Source organism: Nonomuraea guangzhouensis, from assembly GCF_019396345.1.
In the GTDB taxonomy this organism is placed as follows: domain Bacteria; phylum Actinomycetota; class Actinomycetes; order Streptosporangiales; family Streptosporangiaceae; genus Nonomuraea; species Nonomuraea guangzhouensis.
In genome coordinates this window covers 16,569-33,630 of record NZ_JAHKRM010000031.1, presented here as the reverse complement: position 1 = coordinate 33,630, position 17,062 = coordinate 16,569, and the positions used below count along the sequence as shown (strand labels likewise).

At 68.5% G+C, this 17,062-nt stretch carries 22 protein-coding genes; 2 read left to right on the top strand and 20 right to left on the bottom strand.

All coding sequences use genetic code 11. The features are described 5' to 3' along the window. Positions 1-38: 38 nt before the first annotated feature. The 3 genes from KME78_RS47425 to KME78_RS47415 form a co-directional block, all read right to left on the bottom strand. Positions 39-1,127, bottom strand: coding sequence for a helix-turn-helix domain-containing protein (locus KME78_RS47425; RefSeq protein ID WP_281429081.1), 1,089 nt, complete (start codon positions 1,125-1,127; stop codon positions 39-41). 44 nt (positions 1,128-1,171) lie between these two features. Beyond that, on the bottom strand, positions 1,172-1,849 hold the full coding sequence (locus KME78_RS47420; protein ID WP_219536561.1) for a hypothetical protein: 678 nt from the start codon (positions 1,847-1,849) through the stop codon (positions 1,172-1,174). Positions 1,850-1,996: 147 nt separating this feature from the next. Beyond that, entirely contained in the window at positions 1,997-2,449 is a 453-nt protein-coding gene (locus tag KME78_RS47415; protein ID WP_219536560.1) for a lamin tail domain-containing protein, read from the bottom strand. A gap of 175 nt (positions 2,450-2,624) precedes the next feature. On the opposite strand from KME78_RS47415, the gene KME78_RS47410 reads away from it, so the two are divergent. Beyond that, on the top strand, positions 2,625-2,843 hold the full coding sequence (locus tag KME78_RS47410) for a DUF8825 domain-containing protein (protein WP_219536559.1): 219 nt from the start codon (positions 2,625-2,627) through the stop codon (positions 2,841-2,843). Between the two features lie 89 nt (positions 2,844-2,932). On the opposite strand, the gene KME78_RS47405 is transcribed toward KME78_RS47410, so the two are convergent. Further along, positions 2,933-3,826: a hypothetical protein gene (locus KME78_RS47405; RefSeq protein WP_219536558.1), complete on the bottom strand. Its 894-nt coding sequence runs from the start codon at positions 3,824-3,826 to the stop codon at positions 2,933-2,935. Between the two features lie 131 nt (positions 3,827-3,957). Further along, positions 3,958-4,413, bottom strand: coding sequence for an NUDIX domain-containing protein (locus KME78_RS47400; protein WP_219536557.1), 456 nt, complete (start codon positions 4,411-4,413; stop codon positions 3,958-3,960). Positions 4,414-4,627: 214 nt separating this feature from the next. On the opposite strand from KME78_RS47400, the gene KME78_RS47395 reads away from it, so the two are divergent. Next, positions 4,628-6,052, top strand: coding sequence for a hypothetical protein (locus KME78_RS47395; protein ID WP_219536556.1), 1,425 nt, complete (start codon positions 4,628-4,630; stop codon positions 6,050-6,052). On the opposite strand, the gene KME78_RS47390 is transcribed toward KME78_RS47395, so the two are convergent. The 15 genes from KME78_RS47390 to KME78_RS47320 form a co-directional block, all read right to left on the bottom strand. After that, positions 6,042-6,257 (bottom strand): transposase, encoded by a 216-nt coding sequence (locus KME78_RS47390; RefSeq protein ID WP_219536555.1) that lies wholly within the window; start codon positions 6,255-6,257, stop codon positions 6,042-6,044. The genes KME78_RS47395 and KME78_RS47390 overlap by 11 nt on opposite strands. A gap of 137 nt (positions 6,258-6,394) precedes the next feature. Continuing rightward, positions 6,395-7,009 carry a hypothetical protein gene (locus KME78_RS47385; protein ID WP_219536554.1) on the bottom strand — a complete coding sequence of 205 codons (615 nt, stop codon included), beginning with the start codon at positions 7,007-7,009 and terminating at the stop codon, positions 6,395-6,397. 2 nt (positions 7,010-7,011) lie between these two features. After that, positions 7,012-7,224 carry a hypothetical protein gene (locus tag KME78_RS47380; protein WP_219536553.1) on the bottom strand — a complete coding sequence of 71 codons (213 nt, stop codon included), beginning with the start codon at positions 7,222-7,224 and terminating at the stop codon, positions 7,012-7,014. 32 nt (positions 7,225-7,256) lie between these two features. Beyond that, positions 7,257-8,729 carry a hypothetical protein gene (locus KME78_RS47375; protein ID WP_219536552.1) on the bottom strand — a complete coding sequence of 491 codons (1,473 nt, stop codon included), beginning with the start codon at positions 8,727-8,729 and terminating at the stop codon, positions 7,257-7,259. Further along, positions 8,726-9,628, bottom strand: coding sequence for a hypothetical protein (locus KME78_RS47370; protein ID WP_219536551.1), 903 nt, complete (start codon positions 9,626-9,628; stop codon positions 8,726-8,728). The genes KME78_RS47375 and KME78_RS47370 overlap by 4 nt, the downstream gene beginning before the upstream one ends. Positions 9,629-9,649: 21 nt before the next feature. Continuing rightward, a complete protein-coding gene (locus KME78_RS47365) occupies positions 9,650-10,093 on the bottom strand; it encodes a hypothetical protein (protein ID WP_219536550.1) in 444 nt (147 codons plus the stop codon). A 6-nt stretch (positions 10,094-10,099) separates the two neighbouring features. Further along, the gene (locus tag KME78_RS47360; RefSeq protein ID WP_219536549.1) at positions 10,100-12,094 is read right to left on the bottom strand and encodes a hypothetical protein; all 1,995 of its coding nucleotides are present in this window, start codon (positions 12,092-12,094) and stop codon (positions 10,100-10,102) included. A gap of 135 nt (positions 12,095-12,229) precedes the next feature. Beyond that, positions 12,230-12,661, bottom strand: a complete 432-nt coding sequence (locus KME78_RS47355; RefSeq protein WP_219536548.1) for a hypothetical protein — start codon at positions 12,659-12,661, stop codon at positions 12,230-12,232. After that, positions 12,658-13,164 carry a hypothetical protein gene (locus KME78_RS47350; protein WP_219536547.1) on the bottom strand — a complete coding sequence of 169 codons (507 nt, stop codon included), beginning with the start codon at positions 13,162-13,164 and terminating at the stop codon, positions 12,658-12,660. The genes KME78_RS47355 and KME78_RS47350 overlap by 4 nt, the downstream gene beginning before the upstream one ends. 49 nt (positions 13,165-13,213) lie before the next feature. After that, positions 13,214-13,843, bottom strand: a complete 630-nt coding sequence (locus tag KME78_RS47345; protein WP_219536546.1) for a hypothetical protein — start codon at positions 13,841-13,843, stop codon at positions 13,214-13,216. Between the two features lie 142 nt (positions 13,844-13,985). Beyond that, positions 13,986-15,488 (bottom strand): hypothetical protein, encoded by a 1,503-nt coding sequence (locus KME78_RS47340; RefSeq protein WP_219536545.1) that lies wholly within the window; start codon positions 15,486-15,488, stop codon positions 13,986-13,988. 103 nt (positions 15,489-15,591) lie between these two features. After that, a complete protein-coding gene (locus KME78_RS47335) occupies positions 15,592-16,104 on the bottom strand; it encodes a hypothetical protein (protein WP_219536544.1) in 513 nt (170 codons plus the stop codon). 143 nt (positions 16,105-16,247) lie between these two features. Next, entirely contained in the window at positions 16,248-16,481 is a 234-nt protein-coding gene (locus tag KME78_RS47330) for a hypothetical protein (RefSeq protein ID WP_219536543.1), read from the bottom strand. After that, positions 16,478-16,660 (bottom strand): hypothetical protein, encoded by a 183-nt coding sequence (locus KME78_RS47325; protein WP_219536542.1) that lies wholly within the window; start codon positions 16,658-16,660, stop codon positions 16,478-16,480. The genes KME78_RS47330 and KME78_RS47325 overlap by 4 nt, the downstream gene beginning before the upstream one ends. Next, positions 16,657-17,061 carry an SsgA family sporulation/cell division regulator gene (locus KME78_RS47320; protein WP_219536541.1) on the bottom strand — a complete coding sequence of 135 codons (405 nt, stop codon included), beginning with the start codon at positions 17,059-17,061 and terminating at the stop codon, positions 16,657-16,659. The genes KME78_RS47325 and KME78_RS47320 overlap by 4 nt, the downstream gene beginning before the upstream one ends. Position 17,062 lies beyond the last annotated feature (1 nt).

Here is a 17,062-nt window from a genome sequence, read left to right as displayed (position 1 = left end):
CCACCTGTCCTTCGGGGCGGGTGGGCTTCTTTGCGCGTTCAGTTAGATCGGATGAGCCGGAGCTGTGGCGGAGGGCCTTGCGGCTCGGATGCGCCACCCTGCACGGCTACCATCGTGAGTCCGAAGGCGAACTCGCTCAGCATCTCAACTGGGATGTGCAGGTCACGCGCTATCTGCCGAGGGCTGATGGCCTTAGCTCGGAGCGCGCGAAACACCTTCTCCAGCAGTTGAGAGGTTTCACGATCCATGCCGTCCGGTTCGGCCGTCTTGTAACCGCGTTTGCCCAGCTCGATGCAGGTCTTTCGGTAGTTCCAATCGCTCAACATGCCGAGATCGTGTAGCTGATAGGTCAGGCCAAGGGCCGACACCTTCCAGATGTGCTTGCCCCTGAGAATCTGGTCAACGAAAGGCGACTTCGGCATGTGGGCGATCACGCTCTCCGCAGGCATCAGAAAGTGCCGTGCGAAGGCGTTGGCCTCTTCCTCGGCCTGCGGGCGGTCCACAGGGCGTTCATCAAAGTGCAAGATCAAGTGGCCGAGCTCGTGGGCAGCGTCGAAACGGCTTCGCTCGGCCGTCTTGCTGGTGTTGAGGAACACAAATGGGACCGGCCCTCGGTAGAACGAGAACGCGTCGACGTCTTGATACTCGTGGGCGAGGGAGAAGACGCGGACGCCGTGTACTTCCAGCAGGTGAATCATGTTGGAGATAGGGGCAACTCCCAGCCCCCAGCGGGACCTGACCATTGCCGCGGCTGTGGCCGGATCCGGCTTGCCTAGGGTTGGAAGGTCTGGTTTCGGCAGTCCGAGGCGCGCTGTCAGCCAGTCGTGGAACTCCACTGCCAGGTCGCTGGCTGCTAGAGCCATGTTGCGATGCGTGGCCCGGAGTTTGCTGCGCGCCCTGAAGGAGACCGCCTGCGGAGTGATGGGGTCGGCCTCCTTCGCGTAGAAGAACGCGGTCGGAAAGTTGAGCGCCATGGCGAGACGCTCAACGACCTCCTCGTATGGGACCTGCCGGCCGTTCTCGTAGTTGGACAGGCTTTGAGCGCTGACGCCGACCAGTTCGGACAACTCCACGTGGGTGAGTCCTCGCCGGCGTCGAGCGAGTGCAATGCGGGATGGTGTGACCATGATTCCCTCGATGGTGCTTGAGCGGTGGGCGGGGAATCCTCGGGTTAGTGCTCGTCGATGTTGACCTCGAACGTCGGCCCGTCATCCTTGCCTGGGATGTAGTCCACTACGGCCTCGAACTCGACCTCGGGCATGCAGATCCGGTCGCCCCACTCCTCGACGCGCCCTTGTCTGTCAAGGCCAGTAGGGCGTGAAAACTCGCAGTAGACGATGACCTTTCCTTGGATCTCGACGCGCCGCGTAAGTAGGAACCACGACTTGAGGCCGTCGAGATCGCCGGCGTTCACCGTGGCCTCGTCAGGCTTGTCGGGTAGGTCGAAGAGCGCTTCCGGGAGCACGAGGTTTCGTTCCACGAGGCTCTGCTTGGCATCGCCGAGGGGACGGAGCGTCTTCGGGTGCGGGCGCCCGGGTTGGCCAGTGCGAGCGTCCCCACGGGCAATGGTGATGGCCAGGGTCTTGTCGGGATTGACCGTGAGCGACATGTTGAGGTGGTTGAGGCGCTTCCAGCCGAGTTCCCTGATGAGGACCTCGCGGCTGGCGCTAACACGTGCAAGGTAGTCGCGCGTGCCAGGGCCGGTGGTTGGATCGTTCGGGGTCGAGGTCCGCCTGTCGGCTTCTCCCGCCTTGATCATGTCGTGGAAGTACTCGATCTTCAGACGCCCCAGTGCCCATAGCCTTGACGCGGGGTCCTCGTCGTCGTTGCGGGCGGCCTCGATGCCCATTGCACCTCCAATGGATCTTGCGCTTATAGAAATGCTCCCACACTTGAGGGTCTAAATCTATAAGTTCAAGATCTGCATGGCCCGCTTGGGCACAGAAGAGCCCGCCGCTCCCATCTGGAGCGGCGGGCCGTTTCGTGCTGTCCGGGGTCAGCAGTTCGTGAAGTCGGCGCGGGTGCTGTTGTAGGGGCAGGAGTCGATCAGCTTGCCGTCCGACCGGCGCACGTAGGCGGTGTCCTTGTCGTTGTTCCACACGTACGCCTTGCGGTTCCAGTACACGCCGCTGGTGCCGTCGTTGCCCGTCCCGGTGCGCAGCGTGTACGTCTTGCCGGGCTTCAATGCGACGCCGGACTGGAACGCGTACCGGTAGCCGGTCTTGTCCGAGATCGCCCACCCGCCCAGGTTGATCGCCTTCGTGGTGGTGTTCTTGATGACCACGTACTCGCCGTTCAGCGAGGCATTGGAGCGTAGATCGCTGCCGGGGCTGTCGTAGTAGACCTTCACGATCTGCACGGCCGGGGTCGCGGCCTGGGCGGCCGGCGTGAGGGTGAGCAGCACGGCTGCGGCTGTGCCGACAGCGGCGAGGGCGGGGACGGGACGCATCTTCGAGTCCTCTGCGTGGGGGAGTGGAACGTGACACCGGGTGAGACGTTAGGCACGGCGAGTTGGTTGTCGCGAGGCTGCGTCCGCTTCTGGCCAACACCCGGCCCCGCCTCTCTGATCGCACACGCGTTCGGTCTAGGATCGCTTCGCATACGCTCACCTGGGGAGAACCGCCATGGCCGATTACACGCCGCCCGACGACCTGATCAAGTTGCGCCGTGACTTCCTAGCAGCCCAGAAGCGGCTGCCCGCAGCAGCAGGGCAGGCGTGGTTGACCCTCCAGGGCAAGTGCCGCGAACTGGCCGTAGCGATCCAGGAGCACAAGTACTGGCGCGAGGTCGACGACCCCAAAGCAGCCCGCAAGGCGCTGGAAGACGCCGTCGGCGGCGAGTAACTGGGGAAGCCTGCAATGCCGAGTCGCCCCGCCCACCAGAAGCGTGGACGGGGCGTCTTCGTGCTGTTCGGATCGGAGGCTGCGGTGACCTAGGCCGCGCCGTCGGGTTCGGGCCCGTCGTAGGAGGCGGCCCTGAACAGAGCAGCGAATGCGCCGGGGCCGCGCTTGATGTCGAGCCACGCCGACAGGGACGCGACGGATCCGCTGATCATCGCCGTTGTGATCTGGACGTGGAGTTCGTCGGATTCCCGCTCGCCGATCTCGCCGAGGAAGGCGCGGTAGCGCCCATTCACCGACCGGGCGTAGGAGCCCATAGCGGCCAGGAACCTGTCTGCGGTGGGAGGGGTGCCGGCGCCCGGCCCGTGTCGGGGAAGGCGGCTGAGAGTCTCGCAGGTGAGCTGGCCGGTGGCGTCGAGGAACGCGAACTGGTCTGTCCCGTCGGGGATGGGGATCCCGAGGTGGTGGGCGGCGTGGCGGGCGATGGCGGCGGCCTCCCGGTCGGTGGCGCCCTCCATGATGACGCCGAGGTTACGGGTCGTGGCCGCCCCTTTAGGGTCGGGTGCCGAGTAGGAGCGGCCGGCTGTGGTGCGCCGGTTGAAGCCGTACTGGGTGCGGACCACCTCACCGCCTTGCAGCCCGTACTCGCGGTGGGAGCCGTAGTGGAGGCAGTCGTGGGCGTAGGCGCGCAGCAGGTCCAGCGCGACCAGCCCCGCGGAGGGGATCGCCGGGGAGTACAGGTCGCCGTAGCGGGTGACTACCGCCCCCATCTGCAGGTGGCGGTACCCCTGGTCAGGGTGGTGGAATCCGCCGAAGGCGCCGTCGCGGGTTGAGCGGACGCCCACCCACACCCGGTCGATCGGCAGCAACTGGTCCAGGCCCAGAGCCTCGTACCGGGTGGCCATCGCGCCGAACCCAGCGTGAAAGACATCCCAGGCGTCGCCACCGAGGCGGTCGAGCAGCCACGGCAGGAGCGACCAGTGCATGCCGGGGTGGGACTGGTGCAGTGCGGCGGTCGCCCGGTAGGCGGCGAGCTGGTCCAGGAGCGCGGCCTGATCGGCGGTGTCTCCGGCGAGGTGCTCGTTGGGGGCCAGGCATGCTGCCGGGCGGGCGGGTCTTACGGTTTGGCGGTCTGCTGGATCAGGAGCCTGTGTGACTCCTGCAGCCCATCGGGGAGTTGGTGCGGCGAAAACCACTTCGCCTCCAGGATTTCAGCAGGATCGATCTTGAGTGTGCCGCCGATGAACACGGCCTCGTAGGCCACTTCCACCCGCAGCTTGTATCCGCTCTTGAGATGGATGAGGCGCCCTGCCTTGACGTGCAGGCCGGTCTCCTCGTGCACCTCACGGACGATGGTGTCCTCGAATGTTTCGCCCTTGTTGGCGTAGCCGGTCGGGCATCCCCACTGCCGGTCTGGGGGCCACATGCGGTGCCGCAGGAGGAGCACGTGCCCCTCCTCGTCGCGGACGACACCAGTCACGCCGACCATGAATTTGGCGTGCCACAGCCACAGCACACGCCACTGAAGTGGGCCGCGGATCAGCCGCCACAGCCGGGCGACGAGGTTCTTCATGGCGCTCCCCTCGGGTCATCCGCGGCACCTCTCGGGACTGGCCGCGGAGTTGGCGGATCGCACACTGCCATGTCCGCGGGCGTTTCGGTGATGATTCGGCGCGCTCACACGGTCGCGTCCTGCTCGCGGAACATCAATGCCGGGCATCCGACGCATTGCCGCGGCGTCAATGTGCCCCAGGCGGAGCCGGACGTACGCTGAGCTCGTGGTCGCTATGAGTCGAGCACAACGGGCTGACCTGGCTCGCCAGGCCCAGGCCATCCGCCGGGCATGCGTGGATCAGGGCATGGGGGCGGGGCAAGTAGCCGCGGCCATTCTTCAGCTGCTGCCGGACATCCTGCCGCTGGAGGCGTGGCGGTGGGCGCGCGGCTGGTCCCGGCCACAGGCGTTAGCCGCGTTCCTGGCCCTGTACGAGGCCGAGGGGCGGCCTACACCGCCGGTCACCACGGCGATGCTTTGCCGGTGGGAACACGGCACTGTGGCCATGTCACGCGACTACGAGCACATGCTGTGCCGCCTGTACGGCATGTCGCCGAATCAGTTGCGCCCCGGCGCCGCGACAGCCTCGGCGCCCGCAGAAACGCCACGGCATCCGAGGTCTGTTACGCGCCGCGACGGCGCGGTTACAGTAAATGGTGGAAGTTATGACGGCGAGGGGATCAATTCAATGCGGCGTCGCACCGTACTCGCAGCCGGGCTGAGCATCCCACTGGCGGCACTCCAACGCGTCGATGACGCCCTGGCGGTGCCCCCACGATCAGACTCCGCCGAGCTGGCGCAGGCCGCCGCGCGGCTACGGGCAGCGCGGCGCCAGTTCGACCGCAGCGAACTCGCCGACCTGGTGGCCGCTTTGCCTGGCTTGCTCGCATCGGCAACCGCGGCGGCCGAGCAAGCCGACACCCCTGCGGGATGGGCGCTCGTCTCGGCGACCTATCGTCTGGCCACCGACACCCTCTCCAAGGTCGGCTCCAAGCCGTCCGCCCGGATCACCGCCGATCGGGCGGTGCTGTACGCCGCCCGGTCCGGCGACCCGGTGGCCGCGGCCGCCTCGGATCGGACGCTGGGCATGATGCTGCGCAGCGAAGGGCGCCCCGCCACCGCTGCGGCGGTGATGTCTCGGGGGATCGACAATCTGGAGGCGACCGGGCTGAGCACGACCGCCCAGGCCGCCCTGTACCTGCGGTTGCTGTCCGCGAGGGCGTACACCTACGCCTGGGCGGGGGACCGCGCAAGGGCCCTGGAGGGGATCGGAGAGGCTGAGCGTGCCGCCGCCCGGATACCGGCGATGCAGCCGACCGCCGCGCCGTTCGCGCGGCTCTATCGTGTCGACATCCACTACGCCTTGGGTGATGCCGGGACGGCCCTGTACGCCGCTCGGGGCCTGCGGGACGACATGTACCGGACGCCTGAGCGGCGCGGGCGACTGCACACCGACCTCGCCCGCGCCTGGTGGCAGTGGGGTAAGCCCGAGGAGACCGCTGCGGAGTTGCTGGCGGCGTACGGGCATGCGCCGGCCGAGGTGACCGACAGGCCATCAATCCGGACGATCGCCGCCGAGCTGGTGAAACAGCACCCCCGGGTGGCCGGCGTACGGCAACTTTCCAAGGCGATCAGCCCGCGGACGGCCGTCACCGTCTGAGGCGGCGAGAGGCTGACCCGTCAGGAAAAGCGATCACTTCGCAGAGGTCGGCCAAGTCGACGTACTCGGCGAGCTGGTGGAGGTTGAAGCAGTCCGCCTCGTAGAAGCGGCGGTCGTTCACAACCTGCGTGACGCGCAAGCACGGGCGCTTGTCCAGCACGACGACCTCGACCTCGATGCCGTCGGGTCCGCGCCATGTTGCCACGCGAACAGGCTAGCCGAAACGGACATGCAGCTCGTAACGCGGACATAAAAGCGCCCCGGCCGCAGGGATTCGGCCGGGGCGCATATGTGGACACCCCCAGGCGGGGTGCGGGCGTCAGAGATCAGCAGTGGCATCCGCTACAGGAAGGTGGCGTCGGCTCGCAGCCGGAGCCGGACCCGTTGAGCAACATCCTCGGGAGACCGGTCAGCGTTCGGCGGGTTGCGGAGTACCCTCTCCACGCCCTCCTCCCAGAACTGGCAGAGCAGGTAGGCGATGACGCCCTCCAACCCGGCCGCCACGGCGATGTCGGCCTCGGCGCGGAAGATGGCGTGCCAGTCCGGGTCGTTCACGACGCTGTGCTGCTCGCCATCCCAGATGCAGCCCTCGGCGATCTCCGCCGCGAGCTGGTGTGGCAGATGGATCAGGTCGGCCTCCGTCAGCCCCAGATCGCCGGCCAACGCCATCATGCGCAGTGTCGCCTCCGGCGCCGCGGTCTCGGTCATGGTGCTCCCTTCGTGGGCGGTGGGTTTGATGTTGGCGAGCCAGGCCATGGTCTGGTCACGGAGCTGCGGCGTCGGATAGGTGTAGAGGACGCCGACGTCGCCAGCCATGACGGTGAGGTTGTCGACCTCGCGCTGCAGCCGGGCACAGTCGACGGGCAGGCCGTTGCTGGCGGCGTGGTCGTCCCAGATCGACACAGTGCACACCCGGCCGCCGGCGTCGACGATGTGCAGCTCGAAGACCTCGCTCATGGCTACCGCCCTGCCTCGGGAGCGGGCGTCCGGTCGTAGCCGAACGCGAGCACGCACACGTGCAGCGCGGGCGGCCTCCCGTCCAGCAGCGCAAGGCCCACAATGGTGGCACATGCGAGAGCGGCCACCAGGGCGCCGCCGACGATCAGCAGCGCCGGGCTGGCCGCGCTGATGGCTAAGGCGAACATGCCGATGAGTAGGGCGCCGATCTTCATTTTGGTCTCCTTGGGGGATGGTCCATGGGTTGCTAGTGGGCCGGGGCGTACAGGCCGTGCCCGACGCGGGCGATGCGCCCCTTGTCGGCGAGGGGCTTGAGCTGGTTGCGGACCGGCCCAAGCTTGACTTCCTTGCCGCCGTCGGCGTTGACCAGATCCAAGATCTCCTCAGCACCTACGGGCCCTTCGGCTTCGCGCATGGCGGCCACGATGCGGTCGCTGATGGTGGTCGGCCGGGCAGGGGCGGGGCCGTCGTCGTCCAGCTCGTCGAGGTCGACCCCGCCGCCGCTCTTGCCGCCCTGCTGGCTCAGGAGGAACTCCTCGCGGAAGGCCTCGCACAGGGCGCGGAGCATGTCGGGGTCGTGCCGGTAGGCCCACACGTCGCCGGCGGCCTCCCCGTCGGCTTCGCCCAGTTCGGTGGGTGGCTCGTCGCCGTAGAGCGCCAGGATCTCGGGGTCCAGGCCGCGGGTGGGGGCGATGCTGCCGACGCGCAGGTGGCGCATCTGCGAGGTGGGGTTGTCGCTGCTCAGGTGGTAGGCCATGCCCTGCGTGCCGGGCGCGCCTTCGTCGAGGTCGTCCTCCCACGCGGCGTCGAACTGTGAGCGGAGGACCTTCTTGGCGAGGTTTTTGGGGATGGGCAGGAGCTGCTCACCGGTCGGCAGCAGACCGTCCGCCACGAGCTGCTTCATGATGGACGACGACCACCTGAGCAGGACCACTTCGCCCTCTTTCATCATCGCCCTCAGCGTGTCGCTCCCGCCCAACTCCTCCAGGTGGGACGCTTGGGCGGCGAGCCGGATGCCGACGCCCACGGATCGGCCGGTCCGCCCCAGCTCCTTGATGAGGCGGGTGGCGATGGCCCTGTATGGCGCACCCTTCTCAAGCAGCCGGTTGACCTCGTCGAGGGTCACGTGCAACAGCGGGTCCTCGCCGAGCACGAATGAGTTGCGGCCCATCCGGCTGTAGCGCTTCATGCGGGCGTGGGCCACATTGACGGCGGCGATCAAGAGCAGGATCGCCATCTCCTGGCTGTCGCCGTACAGGGCAACCTGCGTCTTGGCCTCGGGGACGCTCTGGCCTTCCTTGAGGTCGCACAGGAACGAGCAAATGCCGTTGATCTTTTCGGCGATCAGGTCCTGTTGTACCGCCCTGCTTTTCCCGGCCCCGGTCGTGCCGAAGAGCAGAAACCGCTGTGCCGAGCCGGTGATGGGGTCGAACAGGCGCTTCTTGCAGGGCTTGCCGTTGTGGTGGTAGCCGATCGTGATCCGGCCCCACCGGTCCATCGTCAGGTCTTGGCGGGTCGCTGCTCGGACAACCGCGAGCGGGTTGCTCGGGTAGATCGTGATGAGGGCCCGGCGCAGCCCGTCGGTGTCCACGGCGACGCGAGTGGGGTCGGTGATGTCCAGCGCGGAGCACAAGTTCTTCAGGTTGTAGTGGAGGACGTCGCCTGGGTCGGTTTCCACCTCCAGTTCGATGACGTCGTCGAGGGCGGCGAGCGCGGTCACGAGTCGCTCTTTTCGGTGGCTTGTTTGGCGACGGCGGGTTTGCCGACGCGGACACCCACGAGGCGGGTTCCGGGCATCGCCTTCGGGGCGATGGTCTTCTCCCACACCTTCTTCAGGTCGTCCTTGCCCGGGTCGGGCTTGCCCATGGTCAGGAGACGGACGCCCGCGCCCCGGCCAGGAACCGGGTCGATCGCGATCTCGTCCTCGGGAATGTCGGTGAGGGCCGACAGATCCCGGACGGAGATGCTCGGAACCGGCTTGCCCGGGATGGTGGACCGGATGATGGCGCGCATGGACCTCTCGCCGGTCCTCTGGATGTCATCGAGAGCGGTGCCGGAGGCGACGCCGTCCTCGATGGCGGCCTTGGCCGCCCACCACTGGGCTACCGGGTCCTGGGAGACGATTCCCGCCTCGTCTTCGACCGTGGCCAACTCGGCGGACGACACCGCGGCGGCTTGGGTCAGTGCCGGCCAGAGCATGCGGCGGGCGGTTTCGGCAGGCCGCGCCACCCACGTGCCCACGATCCACAGGAGCAGCCCCCCAGCCTCGACAGGGCTGATGCCGGGGATGACGTACTCGCCGAGAAGCAGGCCGGCCAGGCTGACCCCGGGCATCAGGTACAGCACCGTCGCGACCGTCTTCTGCTGGCCGTCCTGCCGCCACAGCCGCAGCGTCCACAGGCCGCCCAGGGTGCACACCGCGTCAGCGATCAGCGAGTAGCCGGTCAGGTTGCTGGTGAACAAGCCGCCCGCCGCCGCGCAGGCGCCGGCGAGGGTGGCCGCCCGCCCGGCTACATCGCTGACGACTGCGAAGCAGCCGCGGGCACGCTCGAAGACGGGCCACTCCGGCACCTGCACGTCGATGGGCGCCAGGGGTGCGGGTTTCGCGGGCCGGGTCACGACTGCCTCCTCTCGGTGTGGTTAGCGGTTGCTGTAGAACTCGGCTTCGGCCATCGGGACGGGCATGGCCGCGATGGTGTCGGCGACGGGGCCGTAGTCGGTCTCGTGCGCGTTCCAGGTCGTCTCGAACAGGACCGCCAGGTCCCGCTTCCCGTCCACCAACTCCTGGGCGTCGGCGAGGATGGCCTTCATGACGGCGGCGGCCTGGCGGTGCTCGCCGGTGGTGTCGGGGTCCACCGTCAGCTTGGCCATCTGGTCGGCGATGCGGAGGACCGAGTCGGCGCACTCCTCGATGTAGTCGAAGGTGCCGTCGATGTGGTCGGCCACCCGGCTGAGCTGCCAGGAGGCGACGGCGAACTGCATGCGGAGCACGGCGTAGCGGACGATCGTGTAGATGACGCCGCCACCGTCGCCGCCGTTGGCCGGGACGAGATCGCCGCCGCTGCTGTGAACCAGCTCGGTCATGGGTTGCTACTCCTCGTGGTAGGGCCGCTCGGCCGGCTTGATGTGGCCCATGTCGCGGGTCATATCGGCCGTGGGCTGGTGGCGGACGGCAGCGTTGGCCGCAGCGATCCTCATGACCTCCGACGCGAGCGGCAGCCCTTCGGCGATCGCGAGCGCCTTGCCCCGGACGTCTTGCGCCTTGTCGAGGAGGACCGCGACGTTCGGGATCAGGATGCCGGGCACCTCCAGCTCGCACAGTTCAGCGTGCAGAGCCTCCAGCCGGGCCGCGAGCACCTCGCACATGGCGGCGGAGCGCTGGGCCGTGTCGGCTCCGGCGAGGATCTCCTCCGCCGTCTCCTCGCCCGCCTCGGTCACATCGCGGATGGTCAACTCGGCGTCGCGGAACTGCGCACCGTGCACGGGGATCGCGGCGCCGGCGAGGCGGGGAGGGGGGACGGCCACCGGGACTCCTTGCTTGACGTCGTTGTCGGTCTTCGGCGCGGGCTGCTGCCCGGTCTCCCGCGCGCTCGACGGCTCGGGTTCAGGCCCGGCCTTCGTCGCAGCCGCAGGCGAGAGTGCGAGCGTTCCTGCTGCGAGAACTGCCGACTTCGCCTGCGGCGGCCGAGGTCGGCGATGCACACGGACGCTGTCGACGGTGGCCCAGCCTCTCCGGTCCGCCCCGGGCGGGGGCCGCATCCTCCCGAACCCGGGAGGTGGAGGAGGCGGAGGCGTCGTGCGGGAGCTTCGGGAACCCGACGTGCTGGTTTCCGTGCGCTTGGTGCTCCAGCGCCTCCCCCGTACGTAGTCGCTTGCGGACGGCTTCCAGGTCATCCTGACCCGCGCCCTGCTCGGGCTCTTGGCGCCGGTCCTGCGGCTGGCTCTCCAACGCTTCAACCACGCGGCGCTGCCTCTCCGCGCCCGCCTGCTCCACGACTTCCTGCGGCGCTTGACGACCGGCTTGAGCTTGCCGCGGGCAGCCCATCGCTTCCGGCTGGCGGTAGCCTTCCCGCCGCCGGGTCGACGCTTCGACGCCTTCCACGTCAGCTTGCCAGCCCGGGTCTTGCCGGGGCCCTTGCGTTTCGGCATGCCCTTTCCCGCACCCTTCGGCCGACCTGACGTCCAGCCCTTCGGTCCTGCGGCGCCGTCCCTGCGTTTAGGGGCCTTCCACCGCAGCTTGTCCGGGCCCTTCTTGGGCGTCTTGGGAGCCTTTTGGAGCTTCGGCGTCTTCTTGCTGGCGTCGGGCTTGGGCGCCTTGGTGCCGGCCTTCTTCGGTTTCGGCGTCTGGACGCAGGCGCCGTCCGAACCGAGGCCCTCCTTGCCGGGGCCGCGCTTGCGCCGCTTCTGCTTGCTCGGGTCCGTCCAAGTCTTCTTGCCGTCCCGGTCGGCCTTCGGTGCCTTCCTGTCGGACGGCCTCGTCTTGTTGCGGCCCGGCCCGTGAGGCGAGCTGCTGTGTGCATCCCTGGGCGGCCGGTGCTTGCCGCCCGAACGCCGGGTCTTGCCGGAGGAGCCCAGCGAGCGCAGCAGCGACCCCTCCGACCCCGTGGCCCCCTTCGATGCGCCGCGACCAGCCGCCTTGGCGGTCGCCTTGTCCGCCGTAGCGCGGGCCTGGTCGGCGAGCGCCGAACGATGCCGGGCCCGGTGCCACATGCCGTTCACCGCGGCGACACCGAGGGCGGTCATCACCGCCACGGCGACCGCGAGCGTGTCCCGCACGGTCGGGTTGTCGGGATCCTCCGGCGCAGGTGGGGCGAAGCCGCCCTCCTCCTCGCCGACGGCGGTGGACTCGACGGTCGGGAGGGCAGGCATGGAGAACGCGACCGGCGGCCGCATGTCGGAGACGCTCGGCAGGGTCGGCCACAGGCCGGCTGGGGCCGACTGTTCGCCGTCCTGCTCTTCGCCCGGACCGACATCCCGGAATGCAGAGAGGCGGAGCTCGGGAGGCAGCGGCGGGAGCGGCACGGAAGGGCTCTCCGAGCGTGGCCGAAGGTGAAAAATCCTGCCGTTGGCGTCATCGTCAGCCATGATCCGCTCCTCTCTTTGCATCGACGGAAAGTGACCGGTAGCCTCGCGCGCACGCGTCCGCGCGCGTCCGCGTCCGCGCGTCCGCATAATGCGCGCGCGAGGCGCATTCCGGCGGGATGAAGATGAACATGAACATCACGCGCTGTAGTGCTGGCAGTAGTTGCTGAGCGTCAGCGCAAGGTCGTTCCAACCCACGTCGTCGTCCTGGTCGCCGGCCACTGCGCGGGCCCGGTCCCACCACGCCAAGGCGATGGTCCGCAGGCTCGCGCCCTCCAACGCGGCCAACCTCAAATCCCAGTGGTAGCTCTGGTTCTCTGCACGCCGGGTACCGGTTACGGCGAACCGGGAGCAGAACGTCTGCAGCGTCACCACAAGGTTGCTCCACCCGCTGTGGTCGCCTTGGCGGGCCTGAGCCGTGGCGATCGCTCGCGCCTGGTCAGACCAGGCGAGAGCAACGCCCTTCGGGCCAAGCGCGGCGTTCTGCTCCCGCCGCACTTCCCAGTGCTGGCTCCTGTTGCTCACGCTGGACTGCGCACGCCGCTCTGCGCTGGCCATCGGCCGGTTCATGCCGACCTCCTCTTGTTCCCGCGCTGGACCATGTCCATGAAGCTCGCTTCCTGCTCAGGCTGTGTACGCGGCGCCGCCCGCCCCTGCTGCCGCGGGGGCGGGCCGATTGCGGGGTTGTCTCCACGGGTGAGCGCCGCTTGCTCCTTGGCCTCGGCGGCGGCCTGCCGGCGGTCCGGGATCTCGTGCCGATTCCTTCGGTAGCGCGCCTCCAGCTTGAACGTCAGCTTGGCCGCTGCCTCGATATGCTCCTGAATCTCAGCGAACGGGCCCGCCACCTGCTGGTGGCGCCACCACGCCTCGAAGGTGCCGTACTCCTCGGGCGGGTTCGCCTTCCACATCGCCTCGGCGTCCCGCCGCATAGCGCCCACGAAGGCGGCGTACGCCGACAGGTGCTGCCGCAGTTGGCCGGTGAACGACTGCACCATCTCGATGCGGTTCAAGCTGTCCCCAGCCCACGCGTCCGACTCCTCGCTGCTGTCTCGTCCGGACGACGATCTGCTCATCAGGGGTTCCTTTCGGTGAACAGGTGCAGGAAGCCCATGACGAGGGCGTTCATGAGGTGCCTCCGATCCAGGCGAGGCTCGGCTGGGCGGTCCAGCCGTGAGGAACGTGGAGCCGGCCGATTGCCGCGAGGGCGGCGTCTCGGTCGCTAGGGCGCCCGCGGTAGGCGCGGGCGATGAAGGGCCGGTCGGTGGTGTCGGCGTCCACGCACCGCTGGTAGGCGGCGGCCAGGCTGCCGCCGAGGTGGTGGCGGGTGCCGTAGGCAACCAGGTCTGTGCGTGCGCCGGGCATGTACGGGAGTCTCGTCACCTCCGTCGGCAGGGTGATCCGGTGCAGGCTCGCGGTCAGGCGGGCGGCCACGTGGTCAGTGATGCGGGGGACGGGCTGGCTACCGTCGCCGCGCAGGAACGCGATCCTGGCAGCGAACAGGCCGTCTTCTGGTTCGAGGTCGAAGAACACCTGCACACGCACGTCGGGCCCGTACAGGTTCACGGTGTGGATGCCGACGCGGGCGATCATTGCTCCGCTCGGCTGGTGATCCTCCAGCCAGGCCAGGCCCTCGAAAACGGCGCGGGTCACGTCCCGGTAGGGCTGGGCGTCATGAGTGGGCGTGCCGTCTCCGCATGCCCAGTCGCCGACCGCGGAAAGGACCTGCGAGGCGAGAGCACAGTCCTTGGTCATGACTGCTCACTCCCGCACGGCGTCTTGCCGGCTACGGCCTGGCAGCCCGGGCAACGGCGCGAGAAGTTGACGCCGTGCGTGGGGCACTTGGGGAGGTCTTCCAGAAGGTGGATCTCGCCACAGATGGGGTCCTGGTAGCGGGTCATGACTGGTCTCCGTTAACGGTCGCGGGAAGGGGGGTGGTCGCGACCGGTTCCGCGACCTCAAGAGGCGGCGTCGGGGTGCCGCGGTCGTCGAACGTCCAGCCCTGTTCGGTCATCTGCTGCTGGCCTTCTTGGATGCAGCCGAGCGCCCACGTTTCGGAGAACCCGGTCCACTTCGCGAGGACCCGCTTGGAAGGCGGGTTGAGCTTCTTGGCGCGGCCGATGTAGAAGCGGATGGCGCGGCGTCGGTCCTGATCATTGGGCTTTTCGCGGTCCGCGACCGGTCGCGTGTCGGTCGCGTCCACGTCATCGTCGGGGGCGCCGTTGGCGACCGGTTCGGCGACCGTTTCCACGACCGGGAGCTGGTCGCCGTCGTGGTCGTGGGACTCAAGCGCGCCTGGTCGCGACCACGGCACCAGAGCGGTTAGCCAGGAACGGCTGTCGCGAACGATGGGGACGAGGTCGCCGGCGACCTCAAGCGGCCTGTGCTCGCCGCCGCGACCGGTCGCGGCTTCGGTCGCGGACCGGTCGTACTCCGCGACCGGTTCGAGCTCCTCCGCGCGAAGCCGGGTCGCCGTGTTTCGGTCGAGCGCCGCGGCCAGCTCAACCGCCTCGCTGTGCCGGACGGAGCCGGTGATGGCCGGGTGGTCGAGGTCGCGCCACGGTGCTCGCGCACTAGCGAGGATGACGGACAGGTCCTCGGCGCCGCCCATGGTCCGGAGAAGGTCCAGCAGGATCCCCTGCGTGCGCGGGTTGGTGGCCAGGTCGGTGTGCTCCGTGGCCAGGTCGAGGAGCCGGTCGCGCTTGGCCAGCGCTCGCGTCACCTTGCGTTCCTTAGCCTTTTCGGTTCGGAGCTGATGGACCCTCTTCGCGGCTTTAGCGGCCCGCTTGAGCCGGCGGTGCGCGTCTACCTCGGACGCCGTGCGGTCACGGGCTTCGGCAAGTCCCAGCCAGACGAGCACGCGCTCCGGGGTGATCCGCCAATGCACGCCCTTCTTGCCCCGCTGGCGGCGGCGCTCCAGGCGCATGCCGCGCTCCCACATCCATGCTGCGACCAGAGGCGCTGCGAGCCGGAACACTGCCTCGGCAGGCTGCTTCGCATCCATGCTGGACAGCACGGCGGTCAGACAGGCCAGCGCCCACACCGCGATGCCGTCGAGGCCGGCGGATCCGTGCTCGCGCATGTTGCGCCGGGCACGTACCGCTTCCGTCACCATGGACAGCTCGATGAAGGCGAACAGCGCGGCCTGAAGGAGCCCGTCAAGCTTGAGCACATCGCGGGTGAAGCGCCACATGCCTTCTGCGGACACGCCGGTCGCGATCGTGGCCACGCCCCGGGTCAGCCAGTCCTCCAGCGTCGCCGGCGTAGCGCTCCTCGGCCGCCCCTTCCAGATCGCGTACCCGGCGAACACCACGGTGAGGGTGACGCTCAACGCGCACACGCCACCGACGAGCCACACCACCCAGGCAGGCGGCAGGTAGGGCGTGAGATCGAGGTCCATCAGTCGGTCCTGTTCATAGTGAGGTTCGGGGGGCTGGTACTTCGTCAGCCGCCCGGCAGGGGAAGGTGTCGGGCGGCTCACGGAACATCAGCGGGGCGTGGGGCTACCAGATGAACAGCGCCTGCCGGGCGCCCTGGGCGTCGGGCTCGCACTGGACTTGGCCGTCCCACCACGCGACCTGCACCTCGTGGGCGGACTCGTAGGAGTCCTCGTGGTTGCTGTTGTCGTCGGTGCGGTAGGAGAACGTCTCACCAGGCAGGCCGCCGAGTTTGGCGAGCGTGTCTCGCAGGTCGGCGAGTCGGCCGATCGGATAGAAGCTGCCCTCGCCAGCCACGCCTTCGGGGTGTTCGGCAGGGTCGAGAAAGAACAGCGCGAGCGCCGCTCCCTCGTCGTTCTCGGCGCATCGGGTGTAGTAGTCCCACCAGGTGGCCTGCAGTTCGGTGGCCGGCGTGTACGAGGTCGGCTCGTTGCCGTCGTCCCTGGCGAGGAAGACCGGCGTGTCGGCGCGCATCTCGTAACCGTCGAGTTTGGCGATGGTCAGCTGCAGCTTTTCGAGGCTGAAGATGGGATAGAAGTCCTTGTGGCGGGCCATGGGGTCCGTGTCTGTGGTGCTCAAGTCGTCCTCCTGTGGGTGTGAGGTGTGTGGTTGGGCCCCGTCCCGGGCTGGAATGGCTGGGGACTTGCCCCCAGCCCGGGACGGGTGGGAAGCCCGGCCACCGCGGGGTGTTTCGCGGGGGCGGTGCGGTAGCCGGGCGGGTCTCATCGGGAGCCCTCGAACTGCTCACGGAAGTGGTCCAGCGCCACCTGGTGGGCGGCCAGCTCGGCGTTGACGACGGCCAGCAGATCCACCGCTGCGGCGAATCGTGCCCGCGCAGTGGCCGGGTCGAGTGACCGCCAGAACGCGTCGATACGGTGGTGCCGGTCGTAGAAGGAGAGCGCCTCCCATGCGGCGAGGTCTTCTGCCGGGGTGCGGGAGAGCAGGGTGGCGGTCACCGTGTCCTCCCACAGGAGCAGCCGCTGGAGCAGCGGGAGTCGGTACAGCGGCTCTCGTCGAACGCCCAGCGCTGGTCGAGGATCGACGAGGAGCGGCGGAGGTTCTCGGTGTGCTGGATGCTCGCTCGTACGTCGGCGTCGACCTTCGCGAGCGTGGCCTTCATCTGTGCGGGGCTCATGCGGTCACCTCCAGCAGCCGGGCTGTGAGCGCGTCCACGTCGAACGTCTCGGCTTGGCCGATGAATGCGATGTGGTCGAGGAACATCTGGATCACGACGGCGTCGGCGTGGAACTCGGTGGCGCCGCTGTAGGCGAGCAGTTGGACGGTGACCCAGCCGTTCACGGTGGGGTGCGGCCTGACTGTCACGTCGTTGTCGCCGACCCTGCGCTCCATGCCTCTCGTGAGCAGCGATCGGTCGACCTGGTAGCGGGTGACCGTGTCGTACTCGGTGTGCTCCACGGCCATCTCGATCAGGTGCGGGGTGGTGGCGCGGTAGATGAGCGTCGCCGGGTGGGCGGGGTTGACCGGGCCGGTCTCCCAGAGGGTGAAGGGCCACTGGTGCGTGATAGCGGGGTCCATG

Coding starts and splice junctions, on each gene's coding strand:
- KME78_RS47425 (WP_281429081.1), bottom strand. CDS start 1,127: ATGGTCACACCATCCCGCATTGCACTCGCTCGACGCCGGCGAGGACTC.
- KME78_RS47420 (WP_219536561.1), bottom strand. CDS start 1,849: ATGGGCATCGAGGCCGCCCGCAACGACGACGAGGACCCCGCGTCAAGG.
- KME78_RS47415 (WP_219536560.1), bottom strand. CDS start 2,449: ATGCGTCCCGTCCCCGCCCTCGCCGCTGTCGGCACAGCCGCAGCCGTG.
- KME78_RS47410 (WP_219536559.1), top strand. CDS start 2,625: ATGGCCGATTACACGCCGCCCGACGACCTGATCAAGTTGCGCCGTGAC.
- KME78_RS47405 (WP_219536558.1), bottom strand. CDS start 3,826: ATGCACTGGTCGCTCCTGCCGTGGCTGCTCGACCGCCTCGGTGGCGAC.
- KME78_RS47400 (WP_219536557.1), bottom strand. CDS start 4,413: ATGAAGAACCTCGTCGCCCGGCTGTGGCGGCTGATCCGCGGCCCACTT.
- KME78_RS47395 (WP_219536556.1), top strand. CDS start 4,628: ATGAGTCGAGCACAACGGGCTGACCTGGCTCGCCAGGCCCAGGCCATC.
- KME78_RS47385 (WP_219536554.1), bottom strand. CDS start 7,009: ATGAGCGAGGTCTTCGAGCTGCACATCGTCGACGCCGGCGGCCGGGTG.
- KME78_RS47380 (WP_219536553.1), bottom strand. CDS start 7,224: ATGAAGATCGGCGCCCTACTCATCGGCATGTTCGCCTTAGCCATCAGC.
- KME78_RS47365 (WP_219536550.1), bottom strand. CDS start 10,093: ATGACCGAGCTGGTTCACAGCAGCGGCGGCGATCTCGTCCCGGCCAAC.
- KME78_RS47360 (WP_219536549.1), bottom strand. CDS start 12,094: ATGGCTGACGATGACGCCAACGGCAGGATTTTTCACCTTCGGCCACGC.
- KME78_RS47355 (WP_219536548.1), bottom strand. CDS start 12,661: ATGAACCGGCCGATGGCCAGCGCAGAGCGGCGTGCGCAGTCCAGCGTG.
- KME78_RS47350 (WP_219536547.1), bottom strand. CDS start 13,164: ATGAGCAGATCGTCGTCCGGACGAGACAGCAGCGAGGAGTCGGACGCG.
- KME78_RS47345 (WP_219536546.1), bottom strand. CDS start 13,843: ATGACCAAGGACTGTGCTCTCGCCTCGCAGGTCCTTTCCGCGGTCGGC.
- KME78_RS47340 (WP_219536545.1), bottom strand. CDS start 15,488: ATGGACCTCGATCTCACGCCCTACCTGCCGCCTGCCTGGGTGGTGTGG.
- KME78_RS47325 (WP_219536542.1), bottom strand. CDS start 16,660: ATGAGCCCCGCACAGATGAAGGCCACGCTCGCGAAGGTCGACGCCGAC.
- KME78_RS47320 (WP_219536541.1), bottom strand. CDS start 17,061: ATGGACCCCGCTATCACGCACCAGTGGCCCTTCACCCTCTGGGAGACC.